The organism is Planococcus sp. APC 3906 (assembly GCF_030407685.1).
Lineage (GTDB): Bacteria > Bacillota > Bacilli > Bacillales_A > Planococcaceae > Planococcus > Planococcus koreensis.
Genome location: NZ_JASDCW010000017.1, coordinates 27,828 through 48,861, shown reverse-complemented (window position 1 = coordinate 48,861; position 21,034 = coordinate 27,828). Strand labels below are relative to the sequence as shown.

The window sequence follows — 21,034 nt, the reverse complement described above, 5'->3', positions numbered from 1 at the left end:
GTCTCCCCTTCCAATTAAGCTTCTTGTCCTACTGTCTCGTCTTCGATGCCAAGCTCAGTTTTGATCCAGTCGTAGCCTTCAGCTTCCAATTTAAGCGCAAGGTCTTTGCCGCCTGATTTAACAACACGGCCTTGCATCATCACATGGACATGGTCCGGCGTGATGTAGTTCAGCAAACGCTGGTAATGAGTGATGATCAAGCAGCCAAAGCTTTCGCCTTTCATCTGGTTGATGCCCTCAGAAACAACTTTAAGTGCATCGATATCCAAACCGGAATCGATCTCATCCAAAATTGCGAATGTTGGTTTGATCATCATCAACTGAAGAATTTCGTTGCGTTTCTTTTCGCCGCCTGAGAAACCTTCATTCAAATAGCGCTGTGCCATTTCCTGGTCCATATCAAGCGTCTCCATTTTGCTGTCAAGCTCACGGATGAACTTCATCAATGAAATCTCTTCGCCTTCTTCGCGTCGAGCATTGATTGCTGAACGCATAAAGTCAGCATTCGTCACGCCTGAGATTTCGCTCGGGTATTGCATGCCAAGGAAAAGGCCCGCACGTGCGCGCTCGTCCACTTCCATTTCAAGAACGTCTTCTCCGTCAAGAGTGACTGATCCTGATGTTACTTCATATTTCGGATGCCCCATGATAGCAGAAGCAAGTGTAGACTTCCCAGTTCCGTTAGGTCCCATGATGGCATGAATTTCACCTGTATTAATTGTTAAGTTTACACCTTTTAAAATCTCTTTATCTTCGATTTTAACGTGCAAATCTTTAATGACCAAAGTTGACATTTAAATACCTCCATAAAGTTAATATAGAATGGAATTCCATTCTTAATTAGTATCATTCTAATCTTACATGAAATAGCCCATTGTAGCAAATCTTTAAATCGGCTCTGAAAACCAACGGCAATCAATTTAAAAACCTGTATTTGCCCTAATTTCAAGAGGTTTTTTTCCCTATCAAACCTATATTCGCATTTTCAATAACTAAATGCTAAATGAGAAATAAGCAAATAAAAAACCGGCACTTAAAGGCGCCGGCCGTGTCAATTTCGTCTATTATGAATTTCTGTGTACTTGACGTTCCAAACGAGCGGCAACTTGTTGGCCCTGCCGATAATCCTGTTCTCTCCGTTGTTCCACTTCAATAATCTTGTCAGTGTCGTTTTGGTATTCGTTGATACCAAATCCGTGAACATCCCTAAAGGCTTGCTCCATTTTTTCTGTGTGTTCAATTCCATTTGAATCGATGGCGTTTCATCCCTTTCCGGTTTGTTTTACTTGTTAAGTATACCCCTGTTATTCCAGTTAAAACCCATAAATATCGATTTTCTATAAAATGGCTCTTTTGCCTTATTAAATACCAGAAAATTCAAAACGAAATAATCTGTTATAAATAGCCGATATTCCGCAAAACAACTGCGCTATTTCCTCAACAAAAGATCAAAAAAACACAAGAAAGGCCCAGCATATATATGCCGGGCCTTTTCTTTATTGGCTTACTTCGTTGTAGATGCTTGAAGGGTTAAGCTCTTGCGCTTCCAATAGTGCGTTGAACTTCTCGTCTGCTTCTTGGAATTTTGCATTTGCCGCTTCGAAAGAAGCTTCTTTAGTCAGCTCTTCAGCTTTCATGTCGTAGGACTCTTTAATAGAAGCAAGTGCAGCTTCGATATCAGTTTTCTGTTCTTCGAGCGTTTCCGGAATTTCGATTCCTTCTACTGCTGCAGAAGTTTCTTCAGCTGAAGCTTTTGCCGCATCCTTCATTGTTTGAAGTTCTTCAGCTTCTGGCAATGTGCCTTCAGTCTGTGCCATTTCAAAAGCGTTCAAGTCTGCATCTGTTGCATTGATCGTATTTGGAACTGACATGTAGAAACGCATCATTTCCTGTTTAGCATTGCCTGTCTCTTTTGCAGCGTCGTCTGTTGCTGGTGACTTTTCAGTAGCCCCGCTAGTTGTATCTTCACCGCAAGCACTTAATAGAAGTGCAGCTGAGAACCCGATAACCAATAATTTCTTCATAAATATTTCCCCCTTTTTCTTACAATCAAAATTATAGTAGCACAGCTTTTTCTGATTGTATATATTTGGGAGAAAAGTCGAAATAGGTGAAATATTGTTTTTATTACACCGCTTTTTTTCCATTCGTGAAGCGATCGACGATCATCGATAAAGCACCGTCGCCCGTTACATTCGTTGCAGTTCCAAAGCTGTCTTGTGCTAGGTAAAGGGCAATCATTAACGCGATCATGGTTTGGTCAAAACCGAGCATGGACTCGAGCAATCCGATAGCTGCCATTACAGCACCGCCTGGCACACCTGGCGCAGCAATCATGGTGACGCCGAGCATCAAGATGAACGGCAAGATGCTACCGAAAGCCGGCACTTCGCCAGTCAATAACATGACACCGACCGCACAAGACACGATTGTGATTGTGCTGCCGGAAAGGTGAATCGTTGCGAACAGCGGCACTGCGAAGTCAACAACACGTTCGTTGGCTCCGGTCTTGCGCGCTTGCTGGACGGTAACTGGAATCGTCGCCGCAGATGACTGGGTGCCAAGCGCTGTAAAGTAGGCCGGCATCATCGTTTTCAGCAAGAAGAACGGATTTTTCTTATTCAAAGTTCCTGCAGCCGTATATTGAAGCAAGAGCATGATCCAGTGAAGGATGATGATCATTACGAATACAACCGCAAACAAGGACAGGATTTCAGCAACTGCCCCGCCGTATGCCATATTGCCGAAAATCCCGAAAATATGGAATGGCAGCAAGGGAATGATGACATACGAAATCGTCTTTTCAATAACCGCCTGGAATTCATCAAAGAACGAAACCATTGTTTTGCTGCCTGTTGAAGCCATGCCGATTCCAAGCAAAAATGCGAGGATCAACGCAGACATAACACCGAATACCGGCGGCATTTCCAAAGTAAGATAAGATGCAGCAAGTGCATGTTCCGGATCGTCGATGTTGCTCATCGTACCGGCTTTCATGAAATTCGGCAAAATTGTCGTTGACGCCATAAATGCGAGAATCCCTGCAATTATTGTCGAGAAATAAGCAAAAAAAGTAGCCAATCCGAGCAATTTCCCTGAGCCTTTGCCGAGTTTTGCAATACCGGGTGCGATAAACCCAAGAATAATCAAAGGAACGATGAAATTAAGAAAGCTTCCGAAAATAGCATTGAATGTTGCGAATACACGAGCGAGCCATTCCGGCGCAAATGAGCCAATCAATACACCCAGAGCGATGGCCAAAATGATCCTCGGCAATAAACCGAACTTGATCTTCATTACTATGTCCTCCCCATATGAACAATTGTATTATCATTATTATTCAAAAGTATCACAGGCGGCAAAATAAAAGAATAGATTCAAAAAAACGCGGAATATTTTCATTATTTCTGCAAAATAAAAAAGCACCCTCTCGGATGCTTTTTGGTCAGTCTACAGGTACGACAGAGCCGCCCCATTCTTCTAGGATAAAGTCTTGGATTTCATCTGATTTCAATACTTCAACCAATGCTTTTACGTTTTCATTGTCCTCATCGCCTTTGCGGACTGCGATGATGTTAACGTATGGCGAGTCTGAATCTTCAAGGGCAATGGAATCTTCCATTGGGTTCAAGCCGGCATCGATTGCGTAGTTGGAGTTGATCAACACAGCGTCACCTTCGCCTTGCTCGTACATTTGCACTAAAATTGCTGCTTCGTAATCTGTTTCAAACTTCAAGTTTTTAGGGTTTTCCGCAATATCGCTGACTTCTGCTGTTGTTTTCTCTACAGCTTCATCCAACTTGATCAAGCCTTGCGCTTCAAGCATAGACAAAATACGGCCGTGATCAGCAACTGAACTGCTCATCAGGATAGTAGCACCCTCTGGAAGTTCTTCTAAAGAGTCGTATTTTTGCGAATAAACACCAATTGGTTCGATGTGGATGCCACCAGCGTTTTCAAATTCGTAGCCGAATTCTTCAACTTGTGAAGCCAAATAAGGGACGTGCTGGAAGTAGTTTGCGTCAATTTCGCCAGCTTCCAAATCCTGGTTCGGCAAAATGTAATCTTGGTATGTTTCGATTTCAAGCTCGATGCCTTGTTCTTCAAGGATCGGTTGAGCTTGTTCAAGAATTTCAGCATGCGGCACGTTGGATGCACCAATTTTCAATGTTGATGACTCTTCTCCTGAGCCGCCTTCGTCTGCTCCGCATCCTGCTAGTGCAAATGCTGTTAATACTGTTCCTGCTACAAATTTCTTCATGTTGTCAATCTCCCTTTTTATGTGTTTTTTATGATTAGCGCTTGTCTGACTTGACAGTCAAACGGTCACCGATAAACTGGATGGCAAATACAATGATCAAGATAAGGATTGTGGCCATTAACGTGACGTCTTGGCGGCTTCTTTGGAAGCCGTCAAGGAACGCCAAGGTACCCAGGCCGCCGGCTCCGATGATGCCTGCCATTGCGGTATAACCAACAAGAGCAATGGCTGTCACCGTGATGCCGGAAATAAGTGCCGGTTTGGATTCCGGAAGCAGCACTTTGCGGATGATGGTCCATGTGCTTGCACCCATTGAACGGGCGGCTTCGATAACGCCTTTATCAATTTCCTTCAGCGCAATCAAAACCATGCGTGCGTAAAATGGTGCGGCGCCGATAATCAATGCTGGCAATGCGGCGTTTGGTCCGCGAATCGTTCCGATCATATACTTCGTGAACGGAATCAGCAAGATGATCAAGATGATGAACGGAATTGAACGGAAAATATTAACGAATGCACCGGTCAGCCAATTGACGATGCTGTTGGCCCATAATTGTTTCGGCGCCGTCAAAAACAGGATGACGCCGAGCACCAAGCCGATGACAAAAGTGAAGAATGTCGACATGGCCGTCATGTATAAAGTTTCGAGCGTCGCTTCCCACATATCATTCCAGTCGACGTTAGGGAATAATGACTCAATCATTTGCCATCACCTCCGTTTGGACGTCTTCTGCATTGAGGAAGGCGATCGCCTCATCAATTTCAGGTTGAGAGCCTTTTATTTGTAAGATCAATGTACCGTAAGCCCCTCTTTGCGTATGTGCGATATTTCCCTGCACGATGTTGATATCGACAGTGTATTTGCGAATCAGTTTCGTTAAGATCGGCTGCTCGGTCTGGTCGCCGACAAATACCAGCTTGATGAGGACACCCGACGGATACAGTTCACGCAAATGCTTGATGGTTTCCTGGGAATCTTCGGTATCTGTCACCTGGGCCACAAAGCGTTTCGTGATGTTTTCCTTTGGCGCCTGGAAAACGTTCAGTACATCGCCCAATTCGACGATGCGCCCGCCTTCCATTACGGCGACGCGGTGGCAGATTTTGCGGATGACGTGCATTTCATGCGTGATCAGCACAATTGTCAATCCGAGCCTTTTGTTGATATCGACCAGCAAATCCAGGATTGAATCCGTCGTCTGGGGATCCAATGCAGAAGTGGCTTCATCACATAGCAGCACTTCCGGGTTGTTCGCTAAAGCGCGGGCAATGCCGACGCGTTGCTTTTGCCCTCCGGATAGCTGCGAAGGATACGCATTCTCTCTTCCAGCGAGGCCAACGAGTTCCACAAGTTCCAAGACACGCTCAGCACGTTTTTCTTTCGGCACTCCTGCAATTTCAAGCGGAAATTCGATATTCTCTTTGACGGTGCGCGACCACAGCAAATTGAAATGCTGGAAAATCATGCTGACTTTCTGGCGTGCTTTGCGCAAGTCTTTGCTGTTGATCGCTGTAATGTCCTGGCCATTGATGACGACTGATCCCGACGTCGGCTTTTCCAAACCGTTCAATAGGCGGATGAGCGTACTCTTGCCCGCTCCACTATAGCCGATGATTCCGAAAATCTCGCCTGGCGCGATGTCCAGTTCCACTCCATCGACCGCTGTCAACGAGCCTTTGCCCGTATCGAACACTTTCGATAACTTTTTAAGTTCAATCATTTCCCAAACACTCCTAATCCAAAAATAAAAACCCTTCTGCGCAGAAATGAGCAGAAGGGTAACTGTAAAAGTTGAACCGATCTCTCATTTCCCGAAGTTTCAGCTTCGCGTGACTTGGCACCATTTCATTTTCATGACGGTTGCCGGGCTTCATAGGGCACTTCCCTCCACCACTCTTAATAAGAGTAACGATATTTAATTAATTTCAGAAATTTAATTTACCACGCTTGGTTTTATACGTCAACTGATTTCAACTTTCCATATAGATAAGGTACGGATTGGAACGCGTAAATCTTTTCTTTCAGCTGTCCGTTCTGTGTGATGAGCAGGCACGGAACGCTTTCCACTTGGTACAGCGAAGCGATTTCCTGTACATAATTCAAGTTGGCTTTGCCCATTGGCAAATCAGGCACCAGTTCCTGCACGACATCCAGCATTTTCGAAGCAATCTGGCAAGTGCCGCACATCGGCGCATACAGGTAGTAGGCAGCCACGTCGTTTGTATTTTTTTCTTTCAGCCATTCTTTATGTGTCCATTCTTTCATGCAAATTCATCCTTCAGCTATAAACTTATTGACTTGAACGTTTGCCGATATCAATATATCCATCAATATGCGAATAGGTGTAGCAGCTACTTCTTTGTAGCTCGGGTTGATATAGAAATGGCGGGCTTCCGGAAACTCGCGCTTCACCAGTTTGCGCAGCTTCTCGCCTGATTTATCCGCATCCACCAAAATGATGATATCCATTTCTTCAAACGGCAGCAGCAATTCTTCAAGCCTTGTTGCACTTACTGTACCATTTGTGCAAAGAATCGTCACGGGTTCTGCAATAAGCGGCGCTATTCTCGCTTTGTCGCTGATTCCTTCCACCAAAATCACTTTTTCCATCATGCAACACCTCGCTAGATAAGTTGAACAATCAAAGTTAAAGTTTATACACCGCTTCGGTCGCTTTGGGCATGGCTCTCGCTATGAGCCGAGAAAAGCACTCGTCTCATTGCTTCGCCTAGCCCTTGGACGCGCCTCCGCTAAAATATCTCTTGAAATGAAGCAAAACAGCAGAGAAAACCTTACTGCTCGTGTAGTGCTGCGCTAACTTCTAGACATGAAAGGGAACTGCTTCTGTGCAAGCTTGTCGCTAAGAGATCTCTCGATATGGAGCAAAACAGCGGAGACGCATGCGGGAAAGCGAGACAGCCGAGACCCGGGAAGCACGCGCTAGCGGGCTGAAGAGGCTTGGCGCTCGCCCGCGGCAAGCGGAGCTGTTTTGCGGAATATCGCGATATTAGAAAATATCATATAGATATCCACATTTGTGTATAAAAAAAGCGCCACATAGGCGCTTTTCATTACTCGTTGATCATTTCTTTGTATTGCTCAGCTGTCATCAATTCGCCCAATTCAGCTTCGCTAGGGGATTCGATTACCACCATCCACGCATTTTCGTAAGGGGATTCGTTAACAAATTCCGGGCTGTCTTCAAGCTCACTGTTCACTTCTACCACTTTACCGCTGACTGGAGCGTAAAGTTCAGAAACAGTTTTAACAGACTCGACACTGCCGAAAGGCTGGTCTTTTTTCAGTTCGTCGCCAACTTGCGGCAATTCAACAAAAACGATATCTCCAAGTTCAGCTTGTGCAAAATCAGTAATGCCGATCCGTGCTGTCGCGCCTTCTACCTTGACCCATTCATGCTCTTTTGAATAACGAAGTTCTAGTGGTGTGCTCATCGAAAACCCTCCATATTATGTAGTTTACTCATATCTAAGTTTGACATAAACAAATCGGAAATACAAGAAATCAATTGCTCTATCTCCAGCTCGCTTCAAAGTCCTGTTCTTTGAATCCAAGCGTCACTTTTCCGTCGCCATAAGCCAATGGGCGTTTGATGAGCATGCCGTCGGAAGCCAGCAATTCGAGCTGTTCTTCTTCTGCCATATCAGCTAATTTGTCTTTTAGCCCAAGCTCCCGGTATTTCATGCCGCTCGTGTTGAAAAACTTCTTCAAGTCGACTCCGCTCGCTGCATAAATTTCGCTAAGCTGCTCTTTAGAAGGCGGTGCTTCCGCGATATTGATTTCGTTGTATTCAACCCCTTGATCGTCAAGCCATTTCTTCGCTTTTCGGCAAGTTGTGCATTTCGGATACGCGTAATAAGTAATCAAGAAAAAACCTCCTTTTTTTCCAAGCTTACCAAATCGCCGGCGCTGCGTCGATGTAAAATACTCCCTTCGCCTGTACCTTCCGGTTAACGCAAAAAAGGGATTAGGCCCCCTGCCCAATCCCTTTTTCGTACCAGGCTCACCGAATGAGCCTGTTGGTCCCTGTTACACCACGTATTTTTCTGCTTCGATCAATTTAACAGCCGCTTCGCGTTTCTTCGCGATGACGTTGTACGGAGTCGAACGCGTCAGTTTGCGCAATGCTGAAAGCATCATGCGCTGGTTGTCGCCTTCGATTGCTGCGATCAATGTTTCTTTCGCGTCTTTCTCGATCTTATCGAATGCTTCTTGGCAATAAATTTGCGTATACAGCAATTTCTGCTGTGCTTTTTCTTCGCCTGATGCAGCGATCGCTTTTTCGGTGCGGAGAACGACAGATTCCATTGCGAATACATTGCTGACGATGTCAGCGATGTTCACGAGAACTTCCTGCTCCTGCTCCAATTTCGTGCCGTACGTCTGCGCCGCTAAGCCAATTGCCAGCAAGGCGATTTTCTTCGCGTTGCGGACCAGGTATTTTTCCTGCACCAAAGCTTCTGTGCCGACTTCTTCCGGCATCATCATGAGCAATTCTTCTTGCAATTTCTGTGCGTGCTGCAGCAACGGAAGTTCGCCTTTCATCGCTTTGCGCAATAACGTACCAGGAACCAGCAAACGGTTGATTTCGTTTGTTCCTTCAAAAATACGGTTGATGCGCGAGTCACGGTAAATGCGTTCGATTTCGTATTCCTGCATAAAGCCGTAGCCGCCGTGAAGCTGAACGCCTTCATCAACGATATAATCAAGCGTTTCTGTACCGAAGAATTTATTCAACGAACATTCAACTGCGAACTCAGCGATTGAGTCAGCAACCAATTTGCCGTCAGCCTGCTGCTCATCCGTGAACTCGCTCATGCGGTCTTCGAACAAACCGACTGTGCGGTAAACCGAACTTTCCACTGCATATAGGTGTGAAGCCATCGTCGCCAATTTCTCGCGCGTCAAGTTGAATGATGAAATCGGTGTCTTGAACTGCTGGCGCTGGTTCGTATACGGAATCGTGATTTCCATCGCGCGCTTCGAAGCTCCGATTGTGCCAACGCCCAATTTGTAGCGCCCGATGTTCAGGATGTTAAACGCAATGATGTGCCCACGCCCAGCTTCACCCAATAGGTTTTCCACAGGCACTTGCGCGTCTTCCAAGATCAATGTACGAGTCGATGAAGATTTGATGCCCATTTTCTTTTCTTCCGGCCCGACTGAAACGCCATCATATGCACGTTCAACGATGAACGCTGAGAATTTGTCGCCATCAATTTTCGCATAAACCACGAAAACGTCAGCAAAACCAGCGTTGGTGATCCATTGCTTTTCACCGTTCAATACATAATGCGTGCCAGCTTCGTTCAAGCGAGCTGTCGTTTTCGCACCCAATGCATCTGACCCTGAACTCGGCTCAGTCAATGCATAAGCAGCGATCATTTCGCCAGTCGCCAAGCGCGGTAAATATTGCTGTTTTTGCTGCTCGTTGCCGAACAAAACGATTGGCAATGAACCGATGCCGACGTGTGCGCCGTGCGTGATCGAGAATCCGCCGGCTTTCGACATTTTTTCAGCGATCAATGCTGATGCGATTTTATCTAACCCAAGACCGCCGTATTGTTCTGGAACGTCTGCTCCTAGAAGACCAAGGTCGCCAGCTGATTTCAGCAAGCGCACGGAATGTTCGAATTCGTGGTTTTCCAATTTTTCCACGACAGGCATTACTTCTGTGTTGACGTAATCCTCGGTCGTTTTGGCAATCATTTTATGTTCTTCTGTAAAATCTTCCGGTGTGAAGACGCGTGAAAGGTCTGCCTCTTCGATTAAGAAACTGCCGCCTTTGATCAATGTTTTTTCTTGTTCCATTGTGAATTCCTCCTAGTTTTTATTCATGAAATTAAAGATCCTATAGCATTTCAAAGACGCCTGCTGCGCCCATTCCGCCGCCGATGCACATTGTTACCACACCGAATTGCTTGCCTTGGCGCTTCAATTCACTCATCATGCGGATCGTCAAAATGGATCCTGTTGCACCCAGCGGATGCCCAAGGGCAATTGCTCCGCCGTTGAAATTCACTTTATCGATATCGATGCCGAGGTTGCGGACAACCGCCAGCGATTGCGAAGCGAAGGCTTCATTCAATTCCCAGACGTCGATGTCGCTGATTGACAAGCCAGCCAATTTTAACGCTTTCGGAATTGCCACGATCGGCCCGATACCCATAACTTCCGGCGGCACGCCGCCTGTTGCAAATGAGCGGAATTTAGCCAAAGGCTTAAGCCCAAGCGCTTCCGCTTTTTCACGGTCCATCACCAATAGCGCGCCTGCGCCATCTGATGTTTGCGACGAGTTCCCAGCTGTTACCGAACCGCGGGCAGAAAAGGCTGCACGCAATTTCGATAAACCGCCGACGTTCGTGCCATGGCGTACGCCTTCATCCATTTTGAACATGAACGTTTTTTCCTGGTATTTATTGTTTTCATCAACAAATCGTTTGGTCACTTCAACCGGCACAACTTCATCATCGAATTTCCCAGCTGCGATTGCGGCACCCGCCCGCTCATGCGAACGGACGGCAAATGCGTCCTGGTCTTCTCGGCTGACGCCGTATTGGGTTGCCACTTGTTCTGCCGTATGGCCCATGCTCATATAATACTGAGGCGCCGTTTCCGCCAATTTTGCATTGGGGCGGATGACGTTGCCCATCATCGGTACCATGCTCATCGATTCCACTCCGCCGGCGATGACCGCTTCAGCCGAGCCAACCATGATTTTCTCCGCTGCGTATGCGATCGACTGGAGGCCTGACGAACAAAAACGGTTGACTGTTACTGCCGGTGTTGTATCCGGCAAGCCGGCCAATGCACCGATGTTGCGGGCGATGTTCATGCCTTGTTCCGCTTCCGGCATTGCACAGCCCATGATTAAATCATCGATCGGACCGTCATATCCTGCCCGGTTCAATGCTTCCCTTACAACCAATGCGCCGAAATCATCCGGCCGCACAGTCGCTAGAGAACCTTTTGTCGCTTTTCCGACCGGTGTTCTTGCTCCGGCCACGATTACTGCTTCGCGCATTTCTTTTTCCTCCTTTAATATCGAGCTATTAGTTCCGGAGCGGTTTGCCTTTAACGAGCATATGCTGCATCCGCTGCTGTGTTTTCGGTTTTGCCACTAAGCTTAAGAACGCTTCGCGCTCCAAATCGAGCAGGTATTGCTCATCGACTAAAGTACCGTAAGGCAATTTCCCGCCTGATAAGACATGGGCCAATTTTTTAGCAATCTTTAAATCGTATTCGGAAATATAGCCTGAGATATGCATGCCTTCAGCGCCCAACAAGAGCGTTGCGTAACCTGGTTCGCCGGTGACAGGTACTTTGTCGCGTACTGGCGCCTGGTAGCCATTTTCATATAAATTAAGAGCGGCTTGTTTGGCGTCATGGATCAAGTGATCGCTGTTGACGCTGATGCCGTCTGTAAAGTTCAAGAAGTTGGTGTCGCGCGCTTCTTCAGCAGATGTCGACACTTTCGCCATCGCTATCGCTTCGAATACCTTGCTTGCAACGTTTTGGTAATCGAATGTCACGCCATGCGGCAAGCCTTTCAAATGCTTGATGTATAACTCTTTGTTTCCGCCGCCGCCAGGGATCAGCCCGACGCCTGCTTCCACAAGACCCATATACGTTTCCATCGAAGCTTGGATATGCGCAGCGTGCAGCGCCACTTCGGCTCCGCCTCCGAGCGTCATGCCGAATGGTGCGACGACGACCGGTTTCGAGCTGTATTTGATTTTCATCAACGCGTTTTGGAATGTTTTGATCGTAAAGTCCAGTTCGAAAATATTGTCGTCCTGAGCTTCCATTAAAATCATTCCCAAGTTTGCGCCGACACAGAAGTTCTTGCCTTGGTTGCCGATGACGAGCCCCTTATGGTTTTTCTCGACTTCATCGACTGCGTAATTGATCATCTGCATGATATCCAGGCCGATTGCGTTCGAACGTGAATGGAACTCAAGCAGCAGAATGCCATCGCCGATGTCGATCAAGCTAGCGCCTGAATTCGACTTCAGGACACCGTGCTTTTTCTTAAAGCGCTTCAAGTCGATCACTTTGCTATTGACCGGCACTGCCGTGTAATCTGAGCCATTGAAGAAATGAAGGTCGCCATCCACTTCTTTATAGAAGCTCTCATTGCCGCTGTCGAGCAAGCTTTGCGCGAACGCTGGAATCACATGCCCTTCTTCGGCCATCTTAGCGGCCGATTGGCGCACCCCGATAGCGTCCCATATTTCAAACGGCCCTTGTTCCCAGCCGAATCCCCATTTCATAGCGTTGTCGATGGCAACGATGTCATCAGCGATTTCGCCATGCAATTGAGCGGAATATCGCAATGTCGGAGCCAGCAAGTTCCACAGCAATTCGCCGGTGCGGTCATTTGCATAAACAAGCGTCTTCACTTTTGCGTTCAAGCCTTTTTGCTGCTTCGCCATTTCCTGTGAAGGCGTTTTCAAATTTCCGGCTGCACGGTATTCCATCGTTTCCGGATCAAGCTCCAGAATTTCTTTGTCTTTTTTCAAAAAGAAGCCTTGCCCCGACTTCGCGCCGAGCCAGCCGTTCTCCACCATTTGCTTCATAAAAGCAGGTGCTTCGAATACTAGCTGTTCTTCACCGTTCGTTTGGTCGTAAACATTTTTCGCAACGTGCATGAATGTATCAAGCCCGACTACGTCCAAGGTGCGGAAAGTTGCTGATTTCGGACGGCCGATCAATGGCCCAGTCACCGAATCCACTTCACCGATCGAATACCCACGGTTCTGCATCTCGCGCACCGCTACCAGCAATCCGTATGTCCCAATGCGGTTGGCAATGAAGTTCGGTGTATCTTTTGCTTCGACCACACCTTTGCCTAAACGGTCTTCACCGAATTCTTTCATGAATTCGAGCACTTCCGGCGATGTCGTTTGGGCCGGAATCACTTCAAGCAATTTCAAATAGCGCGGCGGATTGAAAAAATGTGTGCCGAGGAAATGCTTGCCGAAGTCTTCCGAGCGGCCTTCCGCCATCGCGTTGATGCTGATGCCGGAAGTATTGGATGAAATGATTGTGCCAGGCTTTCTGACGGCATCCAATTTTTCGTACAATGATTTTTTGACATCCAGGTTTTCGACAATGACTTCAATGATCCAGTCGACGTCTTTCAATTTATCCAAATCATCTTCCAGATTTCCTGGCGTGATCAGCTGCAGGTTCTTTTTCGCTGCCAACGGCGCCGGTTTCTGTTTCAGCAATTTCTGAACTGCTGTCGCAGCAATGCGGCTTCGCACTTGGCGATCTTCCAACGTCAGGCCCTTTGCTTGTTCTTCTGTTGATAATTCACGCGGAACAATATCCAGCAATAAAACCGGAATTCCGATATTTGCAAGGTGTGCCGCTATGCCCGATCCCATGACGCCGGAACCGATGACGGCTGCTCTTTTAATTTGGTATGCCACTCGAAAACCCTCCCAGTATTTTTTGAATGAATCCTCATTCATTTTTTAAGTAAAAAAAATAGAACGTTCTCTATGTCCTTAGTTTAAATTATATTTCATATTTTCGCAATATTTAATCGTTAAAAATTTCCTGCCACGGAGATTAATTTCTTTTCGAAAGCCATTCCGCAAGGTACACTGATTAAAGATTAATTAGGAGGAGATTTTATGAAACCCATTACTACGAACGAGCAATTCAATGAAGTCATCGGTGGCACGGAGCCGGTCATTGTCAAATTCCAAGCTGGCTGGTGCCCTGACTGCACGCGCATGGATATGTTCATCGACCCGATCATCGAAGAATTCAACCAATATAAATGGTTTGATATAAACCGCGACGAGCTTCCTGAGCTCGCTGACAAATACGACGTCATGGGTATCCCGAGCTTGCTGATTTTCAAAAACGGCGAAAAAACAGCCCACCTTCACAGCGCAAACGCCAAATCCCCTGAGTCTGTGACAGACTTCTTGTCCAGCCAGGAAAAATAGAAGCTTACTACATTAGCGGTATTTGAGATTAGTGAGTATCCCGATATTCCGCAAAACAGCTACGCTTGCCGCGGGCGAGCGCCAAGCCTCCTCAGGCGCTTTTGCGCCTTGCGGGGTCTCGGCTGTCTCGCTTTCCCGCAGGCGTCTCCGCTGTTTTGCTCCATATCTAAGGACAACTAAAATATGAAGATATTTTTAAATAAATTCTAAGATAAAAGAAATCATTCGATACTAAGATTCACCTTTGAATGAAGCAGAAGGCGGTGAACAAGTTGGCAAAAGGATTTTGGCCAACTTGTTTGCGACGAAGCGCAGAGCGCTGCAGGAGCAACGTTTTTCTCAGCGCGGAAAGCGTCCGCCTGAAGCGAAATGAAAAGAACTTTTAAGGAACTTCTTCACCGTAAAAGGTTTCGGAACTCACCGTTCCGAAACCTTTTCTCATGATTTTCGTATACTGTAGCAGTTGGCTGTATTTAGGATATAATAGAAGTAATCATAATAATTGAGGTGTCCCATGGAACAAGCTAAAGAAATTCAAGAATTAAAAGAATTGGTCGCGCATTACGAGAAAGTCATCCACAATATGTCTGCACCGATCATCCCTTCGATCGTGCCGAATACGATATTGGTGCCGATCGCCGGATTCATTTTCAGGGACCGCTTTGAAACGATCCGCTCGAAAGTGTTGGAATATGCCGAGAAACACCGCGAGACCGAGCGTGTGATTTTTGACTTCACTGGCGTCCGCATGGAAGACGTGGAGACGTTCGATTACAACGAACTGGCAACTGAATTGTCGCAACTGAACAGTGCGTTGAAATTGATGGGCCTGCGCCCGATTTACGTTGGCTTCAATCCGCGTTTTGTACGGGAAATTGTCCACGCGGGCATTCAAGTAGAACTTGAAGTGTATACGACATTCAGGGCGGCTTTGAAAAACTTGCTGACTGAAACAGAACGAAGCCTCTCTTCTCTATAAAGAGAGCATCTATTATTACCTGCTGGAGGCTGCGCTGATGAAAATCCTCATCCCTTTTAACGGCATGTCGCAATATGACCCGGCAATTGATGCGAAATGGCAAGGCTCCGCTTGCGGACCTGTCACGGCGGCAGCCATTCTCCGCCACCACGAAAAAAAAGAGTGGGACGCCGGCGAGCTTTACGGCGCGCTCGGCACGACGCGCATCGGATTGTTCACTTGGCGACTCGTCCGAAAGTTCAAGAAATTGACCGCCGGCCGTTACCGCATTGAAAAAATCCGTTCGGTCGATGAAGCGAAAAAAGAATTGGCAGCTGGTCGGCCGCTTGCGATGAAGTTTGACCGCTGGTTTTCGTTCAATTGGTTTTCAAAACCGCTTTTCAATTATCATTGGGTTCCACTAATCGGCTTCGAGGAGCGGGAAGATGATTTGATCCTCTATTTCCACGATAACGGAAAAAGAAACCGCCCCAGCAGAATGCAGGCAGTTTCTTATGAAAAAAATAAAAAGTTTTTGACGTTCGTCAAGATCGTTCCTACTCAAATGGATTAACCGGCAGCAGGCTTTTCTCCAATTGCCGAGCCAGCAATTTCAGTTCCTGGCCGTCAAAGAGCTCAACGTGGTCGTTCGTGTAATTCGGTACGGTAATTTCATCCAGCGACACATCAAGCGGGATATCGCATTTGATGACCGCCAATTCCTTAGATAGAAGCAGCATATCCTTATGCTCTTCTATCTTTTTCTTTTGGGCCGATTTTAATTCGTCAATGGCGTTCAACACACCGCTCACCGATTCGTATTTCTGAATCAGCTGCAGCGCCGTTTTTGGACCGATTCCTTTTACGCCCGGATAGCCGTCGCTGGCGTCTCCCATAAACGCTTTGACGTCAGCGAATTGGCCTGGCTCGATGCCATATTCTTCTTGGAAACGGCTTTCCGTGTAGACATCATACACATGGAAGCCTTTTTTCATGAACGCGATCTCGACAGACGGATTCAGCAATTGCAGCATGTCCTTGTCCCCCGTGATGACAGTAAAGCGGGCCTGCCCTTCCCATTGCTTCGTGAACGAGCCGATAAAATCATCCGCTTCGATTCCCTTCTCGCCGTAATTCATCCAGCCGAGCTGCTCGGAGACTTTCTTCGCCAAATCGAATTGGTGCAGCATATCATCCGGCGGCGCCGGGCGGTTCGATTTATAGCCCTCGAACATATCAGTGCGGAATGTATGCGCGCCCATGTCCCAGCATACGGCCATATGGGTCGGCTTCATCATCGTTTTCGCGGCCAGCACGTGGCGGGCAAAGCCTTGTACTGCATTCGTTGCAAGGCCTTCTGAAGTCCGGAAATACTGCCCGACTGCCGATGTTGCAAAAAAGGAGCGGAACAGCAGCGCCATACCGTCGACTAATAAAACATGCGGTTTTTCATTCACAAAATTTCCTCCATTCGTTAAAAACACTTTCTCTATTATACACGCTTAAAAAGCAAAAAACCGCCGAAGCGGCGGTTTTCGTTTTAGCGTTTTCGTTTCGTTGCTTTGTAATCCAAAGTAACAGCTTTGTAGAATGATGCCATCATCATCAGCATGATGAACGAGAATGGGAATGCGGCGATGATCAACGCAGTCTGCAAGGCATCCAAGCCGCCTGCAGAAAGAAGAATCACCGCAATCAGTGACTGGGCAATTCCCCATGTCAATTTGATCGAATTTGCTGGATTCAACGAACCATTCGTTGATTGCATGCCCAAGACGAATGTCGCCGAGTCTGCAGATGTGATGAAGAATGTTGTAATCAGCATAACAGCAATGATCGACAAGATGATGCCCATCGGCAGTTCATTGAAGACCCCGAAGAGCACTTCCGACGTCAGCAGACCCGTCAGATCGACACCGCTATTTTGCACGTCCATCGCAGTCGAACCGAAAGCCGCGAACCAGATAAAACTGATTACCGTTGGGATCAATAATACACCAACAAGGAATTGGCGGATTGTGCGCCCTCTTGAAATGCGGGCGATGAAAATCCCGACGAATGGTGACCATGAAATCCACCAAGCCCAGTAGAAGATGGTCCAGCCATCAATCCATGCCCGGTTCTCTCCATCAATCGGTGCTGCGCGGAAACTCATGCCCATTAGATTTTGGAAGTATGCCCCCAAGGAATCCGTGAACGTATTTAAAATCAGTAAAGTTGGTCCGAGAATGAGAACCAAAGCAAGCAGCGCAATCGCCAGTACCATATTGGCGTTTGACAAATACTTGATTCCTTTGCTCAAACCGCTCCATGCCGAAATCATGAACAATACGGTAATAACAGCAATGATGATCAGCTGAACAGTAAAGTTGTCACTTGGAACACTAGGGATCAAGAAAGATAAGCCTTCATTGATCTGCACAGTCCCGAAGCCAAGCGTAGTTGCTACGCCGACCGCTGTTGCGAATACCGCAATAACATCGACAGCTACACCAAGCGGTCCGTTCATCTTATTGCCGAAAATCGGTTTCAATGTGGCGGAGATTAATCCGGGTTCGCCTTTTCGGAACTGGAAATACGCTAGCGACAACGCGACAACCGCGTAAATTGCCCAAGCATGGATACCCCAGTGGAAAAAAGTGAAACGCATTGATTCTTTGAACGCTTCTGCTGACCCTGGTTCAGCCGTGGCTGGGTCAATTGCAAAATGGGACAGCGGTTCAGCCGCTCCCCAGAAAACGAGTCCGATCCCCATGCCTGCTGAAAACAGCATCGCAATCCATGAGCCGAACGAAAATTCCGGTTTGTCCGTGTCTTTCCCCAAACGGATCTGCCCCATTGGACTGATCAAGAAGAACAGGCAGAACAAGACCATAAGCGAAACGATCAATAAATAATACCAGCCGAACGAAGTTGTCAGGAATCCTTCTATATTCCCGGTAACTTCTGCAAAACTTCCTGGAGCAATCGCGCCGTAGGCTACAGCCAAAATGACAAGGCCCAATGCAATCCAGAATACATTTGTTACTTTCTTCATATAGTACACCTCCTGATTTTTATCACAATTGTTCATGTTACGGAACATCAAAGCGCTTGTCAAACCGCCCAAAGCCATTTCCGGCGGATGATGCCGCTTACATGCACTGCTATCCGCATAAGCAGGCGGCTTAAAAAAATCGCCCCATATTTGTAAATGGACGCTTTGGCAGCACCATAACAAAAGGGCGATTTAATATGCGGCTAAAAGACAGGCTGGAAAGCTACTCGTTCAGTCTTCGATTCCCAGTGTTTGTTTAAAGCTTTTCAAATAAGGCATTTCAGACGGGCTCCCCATTTCAAACGAACTCATCGCACGGTGCCAATGTGGATAGAGCGGTGCAGGCCGCGCCGTTTTTTCGATGAGGTCATGCTCCTCCTGGCTGAGTTTAATATCGAATGATGCGATATTTTCCTTCAGCTGCTCTTCGTTGCGGGCTGCGATGACAATCGGCCCGACGTTCGGACGGTCACGCACCCATGCGTAAGCAATCTGCGGCACCGATGCATTGTGGTTTGCTGCCACTTCTTCAAGCGCATCAATCACATCAAAAAGGCGATCCTGCTCCTGAATCCAAGGCTCTGGCCAACCGGCACCTTGGCGCGTATTGTCAGGCGCTTTTTTCCCGCGCCCGATCTTGCCGTTCAGCAAACCTTCGCCGAGCGGACTCCAGATCATCGAGCCTACACCGAGCTCAGTTCCTGCCGGCAGCAATTCATATTCCGCTTCACGCGCTTCCGGCGTGTAATAAATCTGCTGGGTGATCGGCGGAATAAAACCGTCACGTTCTGCGATGGAAAAAGTTCTTGCCATTGCCCATGCGCTATAATTCGAAACGCCCCAATGGCGTATTTTCCCCGACTTCACCAAGCTTGTCATCGTTTCCACGGTTTCTTCGATTGGCGTGCGGCCATCCCATAAATGCACAAAATACACATCGAGGTAATCCGTCCCAAGCCGCTCCAGCGATTGGTCGATGGATGTCAGGATGTTATTGCGTGAAGCTCCGCGTGCGTTCGGATTATCGCCAAGATGGAATCCAGTTTTCGACGTCAACAGCACGTCGGCCCGGCGTCCCTTTATCGCTGATCCCAATACACGTTCGGCATCCCCTTTTGAATAGAGGTTTGCGGTATCGAACATATTAATGCCTGCTTCAAGAGCGAGATCGACCATCCGGCGTGCTTGGTCTTCTTTGATGTCGCCGGCTGCTTCAAAGCCATTTGTCCCGCTGAATGGGACCGTTCCAAGTATATACTTCGGCACACGCAAGCCTGATTTCCCTAAATTGATATATTCCATGATAGCCTCCCTATAATAGAAACGTGCTTATTTATGTTGTCTGTACATTTAGTAAAATACCCGACAATCCAGCACCTAAAACGGCTTAAAAGAAATATCATCATAGCTCAGATTTTTTTATCTATCCCCTGTGTTCTTCACAAATTCCCTGTATGAAAATGGCATGTGCGGATATGGTCATCCACCATGCCGATCGCTTGCAAGAAAGAATAGGCAGTGACCGGTCCAATGAATTTAAAGCCCCGCTTTTTCAATGCTTTGCTGATCTCCACAGATAAAGGTGATTGCGCCGGAATTTGATCGTCCCTTTCCCAGCTGTTGATAATCGGTTTGGATTCTGTAAACTGCCATAGGAAATTGGACAAGCTCCCAAACTCTTGTTGGATTTTCAAGGCGGCGTTTGCATTGCTGCGAACGGATTGCAGCTTCGCTAAATGTTTGATGACGTCAAAATTGTCTTTGATATAAATCAGGTCCTCATCCGTCAAATTGGCGCAGTATTCCAGATCAAAATCATGGAAAGCTCGCTTATACCCTTCGCGTTTTGCGAGAACGATGCTCCATGACAATCCCGCTTGCGCCCCTTCCAGCGACAGCAATTCAAAGATATAGCGGTCGTCCCGGCTTGGCCTGCACCATTCTTCATCATGGTAAGCCTGCATCATGTCACTGCCTTGCGGCCATTTGCATTGATATTCCATTTTCTGCACCTCTTTCATCTATCTGAACCCACTGTACCATTTCAAATAAGACAACTGCATGTCATATTAAAATCAAGCAAATAATTTAATACTATATAAGTTGACCTAAAGAAGTTAATGTTTATACACCGCTTCGGTCGCTTTGGGCATGACTCTCACAATGAGCCGAGAAGAACACTCGTCTCACTGCTTCGTCTAGCCCCTTGCCGCGCCTCCGCTAAGAGATTTCCCGATATGGAGCAAAACAGCGGAGAAAACCGTACTGTTCCTGCAGCGCTTAGCGCTTCGTCGCAAAGACTTGCCCTCGCAAGCTTCGGGTAAGTCTTGCCTGCGGGATAGCGAGACAGCTGAGACCCCGGAAGGCGCGAAGCGACTGAGGAGGCTTGGCGCTCGCCCGCGGCAAGCGCAGCTGTTTTGCGAAATATCGACAATTAAAAATCATTAGTTCAAATTATATAGAATTGTTCTCTATTAAGAGACTGGTCCGCGTCCTTTTGTAAAAATTCCTATTGCGATCCATACAAGGCCATTCAAGAAAAAGAGAATTCCGTATAATAATGAAACGATGGCGGTGCCGAATCCTCCCGGGTCGAATGGTGCGACCACAGCAAAAGTCAGATAGTAAATCACCGGCGCCAGGAGTATAACAGTGAGTCCAGACAAGATTCTCCGTTTTTTATTGTTTCCAGCGAATTTAAAGACTAAATGATTGGTCAACCACAGCATCAGGCCGATGATAAGAAAAAGCAAGATTTCCATTTACATCACCTCTTCTCGAAGAATGAGACATG

Annotated in this window: 22 protein-coding genes and 1 riboswitch; of the genes, 3 read left to right on the top strand and 19 right to left on the bottom strand. The window is 47.1% G+C overall.

Annotation, left to right across the window (positions count from 1 at the left end):
• Nucleotides 1-14: 14 nt before the first annotated feature.
• The 14 genes from sufC to QMA09_RS10965 form a co-directional block, all read right to left on the bottom strand.
• The gene (gene sufC / locus QMA09_RS11025) at nucleotides 15-794 is read right to left on the bottom strand and encodes a Fe-S cluster assembly ATPase SufC (protein ID WP_135501397.1); all 780 of its coding nucleotides are present in this window, start codon (nucleotides 792-794) and stop codon (nucleotides 15-17) included.
• A gap of 270 nt (nucleotides 795-1,064) precedes the next feature.
• Nucleotides 1,065-1,223 (bottom strand): YuzK family famiily protein, encoded by a 159-nt coding sequence (locus QMA09_RS17180; protein ID WP_479681130.1) that lies wholly within the window; start codon nucleotides 1,221-1,223, stop codon nucleotides 1,065-1,067.
• A gap of 273 nt (nucleotides 1,224-1,496) precedes the next feature.
• A complete protein-coding gene (locus QMA09_RS11020) occupies nucleotides 1,497-2,024 on the bottom strand; it encodes a prolipoprotein diacylglyceryl transferase (protein ID WP_290213173.1) in 528 nt (175 codons plus the stop codon).
• Between the two features lie 103 nt (nucleotides 2,025-2,127).
• Entirely contained in the window at nucleotides 2,128-3,297 is a 1,170-nt protein-coding gene (locus QMA09_RS11015) for a dicarboxylate/amino acid:cation symporter (protein ID WP_183736497.1), read from the bottom strand.
• A gap of 148 nt (nucleotides 3,298-3,445) precedes the next feature.
• A complete protein-coding gene (locus QMA09_RS11010) occupies nucleotides 3,446-4,261 on the bottom strand; it encodes a MetQ/NlpA family ABC transporter substrate-binding protein (protein ID WP_135505769.1) in 816 nt (271 codons plus the stop codon).
• Between the two features lie 34 nt (nucleotides 4,262-4,295).
• Nucleotides 4,296-4,964: a methionine ABC transporter permease gene (locus tag QMA09_RS11005; protein WP_135505771.1), complete on the bottom strand. Its 669-nt coding sequence runs from the start codon at nucleotides 4,962-4,964 to the stop codon at nucleotides 4,296-4,298.
• The gene (locus QMA09_RS11000; protein ID WP_135505773.1) at nucleotides 4,957-5,982 is read right to left on the bottom strand and encodes a methionine ABC transporter ATP-binding protein; all 1,026 of its coding nucleotides are present in this window, start codon (nucleotides 5,980-5,982) and stop codon (nucleotides 4,957-4,959) included. Before QMA09_RS11000 ends, QMA09_RS11005 begins: the two co-directional genes overlap by 8 nt.
• A gap of 81 nt (nucleotides 5,983-6,063) precedes the next feature.
• A riboswitch (SAM riboswitch) is annotated at nucleotides 6,064-6,168 on the bottom strand.
• Between the two features lie 47 nt (nucleotides 6,169-6,215).
• A complete protein-coding gene (locus QMA09_RS10995; RefSeq protein WP_135505775.1) occupies nucleotides 6,216-6,527 on the bottom strand; it encodes a thioredoxin family protein in 312 nt (103 codons plus the stop codon).
• Between the two features lie 6 nt (nucleotides 6,528-6,533).
• Nucleotides 6,534-6,872, bottom strand: a complete 339-nt coding sequence (locus QMA09_RS10990; RefSeq protein WP_135505782.1) for a toprim domain-containing protein — start codon at nucleotides 6,870-6,872, stop codon at nucleotides 6,534-6,536.
• Nucleotides 6,873-7,333: 461 nt separating this feature from the next.
• The gene (gene gcvH / locus QMA09_RS10985) at nucleotides 7,334-7,714 is read right to left on the bottom strand and encodes a glycine cleavage system protein GcvH (protein WP_135505777.1); all 381 of its coding nucleotides are present in this window, start codon (nucleotides 7,712-7,714) and stop codon (nucleotides 7,334-7,336) included.
• 79 nt (nucleotides 7,715-7,793) lie between these two features.
• Nucleotides 7,794-8,147, bottom strand: a complete 354-nt coding sequence (locus QMA09_RS10980; RefSeq protein WP_290213172.1) for an arsenate reductase family protein — start codon at nucleotides 8,145-8,147, stop codon at nucleotides 7,794-7,796.
• Between the two features lie 162 nt (nucleotides 8,148-8,309).
• Nucleotides 8,310-10,091, bottom strand: coding sequence for an acyl-CoA dehydrogenase family protein (locus QMA09_RS10975; RefSeq protein WP_290213171.1), 1,782 nt, complete (start codon nucleotides 10,089-10,091; stop codon nucleotides 8,310-8,312).
• A 40-nt stretch (nucleotides 10,092-10,131) separates the two neighbouring features.
• Nucleotides 10,132-11,304: an acetyl-CoA C-acetyltransferase gene (locus QMA09_RS10970; protein ID WP_290213170.1), complete on the bottom strand. Its 1,173-nt coding sequence runs from the start codon at nucleotides 11,302-11,304 to the stop codon at nucleotides 10,132-10,134.
• 28 nt (nucleotides 11,305-11,332) lie between these two features.
• Nucleotides 11,333-13,717 carry a 3-hydroxyacyl-CoA dehydrogenase/enoyl-CoA hydratase family protein gene (locus tag QMA09_RS10965; protein WP_290213169.1) on the bottom strand — a complete coding sequence of 795 codons (2,385 nt, stop codon included), beginning with the start codon at nucleotides 13,715-13,717 and terminating at the stop codon, nucleotides 11,333-11,335.
• Between the two features lie 207 nt (nucleotides 13,718-13,924).
• Between QMA09_RS10965 and QMA09_RS10960 the strand changes: the two genes are divergently transcribed.
• The 3 genes from QMA09_RS10960 (at nucleotide 13,925) to QMA09_RS10950 (ending at nucleotide 15,777) form a co-directional block, all read left to right on the top strand.
• On the top strand, nucleotides 13,925-14,245 hold the full coding sequence (locus tag QMA09_RS10960) for a thioredoxin family protein (RefSeq protein ID WP_290213168.1): 321 nt from the start codon (nucleotides 13,925-13,927) through the stop codon (nucleotides 14,243-14,245).
• Between the two features lie 514 nt (nucleotides 14,246-14,759).
• Nucleotides 14,760-15,224, top strand: coding sequence for an STAS domain-containing protein (locus tag QMA09_RS10955; RefSeq protein ID WP_135501178.1), 465 nt, complete (start codon nucleotides 14,760-14,762; stop codon nucleotides 15,222-15,224).
• A 37-nt stretch (nucleotides 15,225-15,261) separates the two neighbouring features.
• Complete coding sequence (locus QMA09_RS10950; protein WP_290213167.1) at nucleotides 15,262-15,777, top strand: C39 family peptidase; 516 nt, start codon at nucleotides 15,262-15,264, stop codon at nucleotides 15,775-15,777.
• On the opposite strand, the gene QMA09_RS10945 is transcribed toward QMA09_RS10950, so the two are convergent.
• From QMA09_RS10945 to QMA09_RS10925, 5 genes are all read right to left on the bottom strand, one after another.
• Entirely contained in the window at nucleotides 15,761-16,660 is a 900-nt protein-coding gene (locus tag QMA09_RS10945) for a 5'-3' exonuclease (RefSeq protein ID WP_290213166.1), read from the bottom strand. The genes QMA09_RS10950 and QMA09_RS10945 overlap by 17 nt on opposite strands.
• 83 nt (nucleotides 16,661-16,743) lie before the next feature.
• On the bottom strand, nucleotides 16,744-18,240 hold the full coding sequence (locus QMA09_RS10940; RefSeq protein ID WP_135501172.1) for a glycine betaine uptake BCCT transporter: 1,497 nt from the start codon (nucleotides 18,238-18,240) through the stop codon (nucleotides 16,744-16,746).
• A 231-nt stretch (nucleotides 18,241-18,471) separates the two neighbouring features.
• Nucleotides 18,472-19,542 carry an aldo/keto reductase gene (locus QMA09_RS10935; protein WP_290213165.1) on the bottom strand — a complete coding sequence of 357 codons (1,071 nt, stop codon included), beginning with the start codon at nucleotides 19,540-19,542 and terminating at the stop codon, nucleotides 18,472-18,474.
• A gap of 137 nt (nucleotides 19,543-19,679) precedes the next feature.
• On the bottom strand, nucleotides 19,680-20,243 hold the full coding sequence (locus tag QMA09_RS10930; RefSeq protein WP_290213164.1) for a DNA-3-methyladenine glycosylase I: 564 nt from the start codon (nucleotides 20,241-20,243) through the stop codon (nucleotides 19,680-19,682).
• Nucleotides 20,244-20,714: 471 nt separating this feature from the next.
• Nucleotides 20,715-21,002 carry a hypothetical protein gene (locus QMA09_RS10925; RefSeq protein ID WP_290213162.1) on the bottom strand — a complete coding sequence of 96 codons (288 nt, stop codon included), beginning with the start codon at nucleotides 21,000-21,002 and terminating at the stop codon, nucleotides 20,715-20,717.
• Nucleotides 21,003-21,034: the final 32 nt, after the last annotated feature.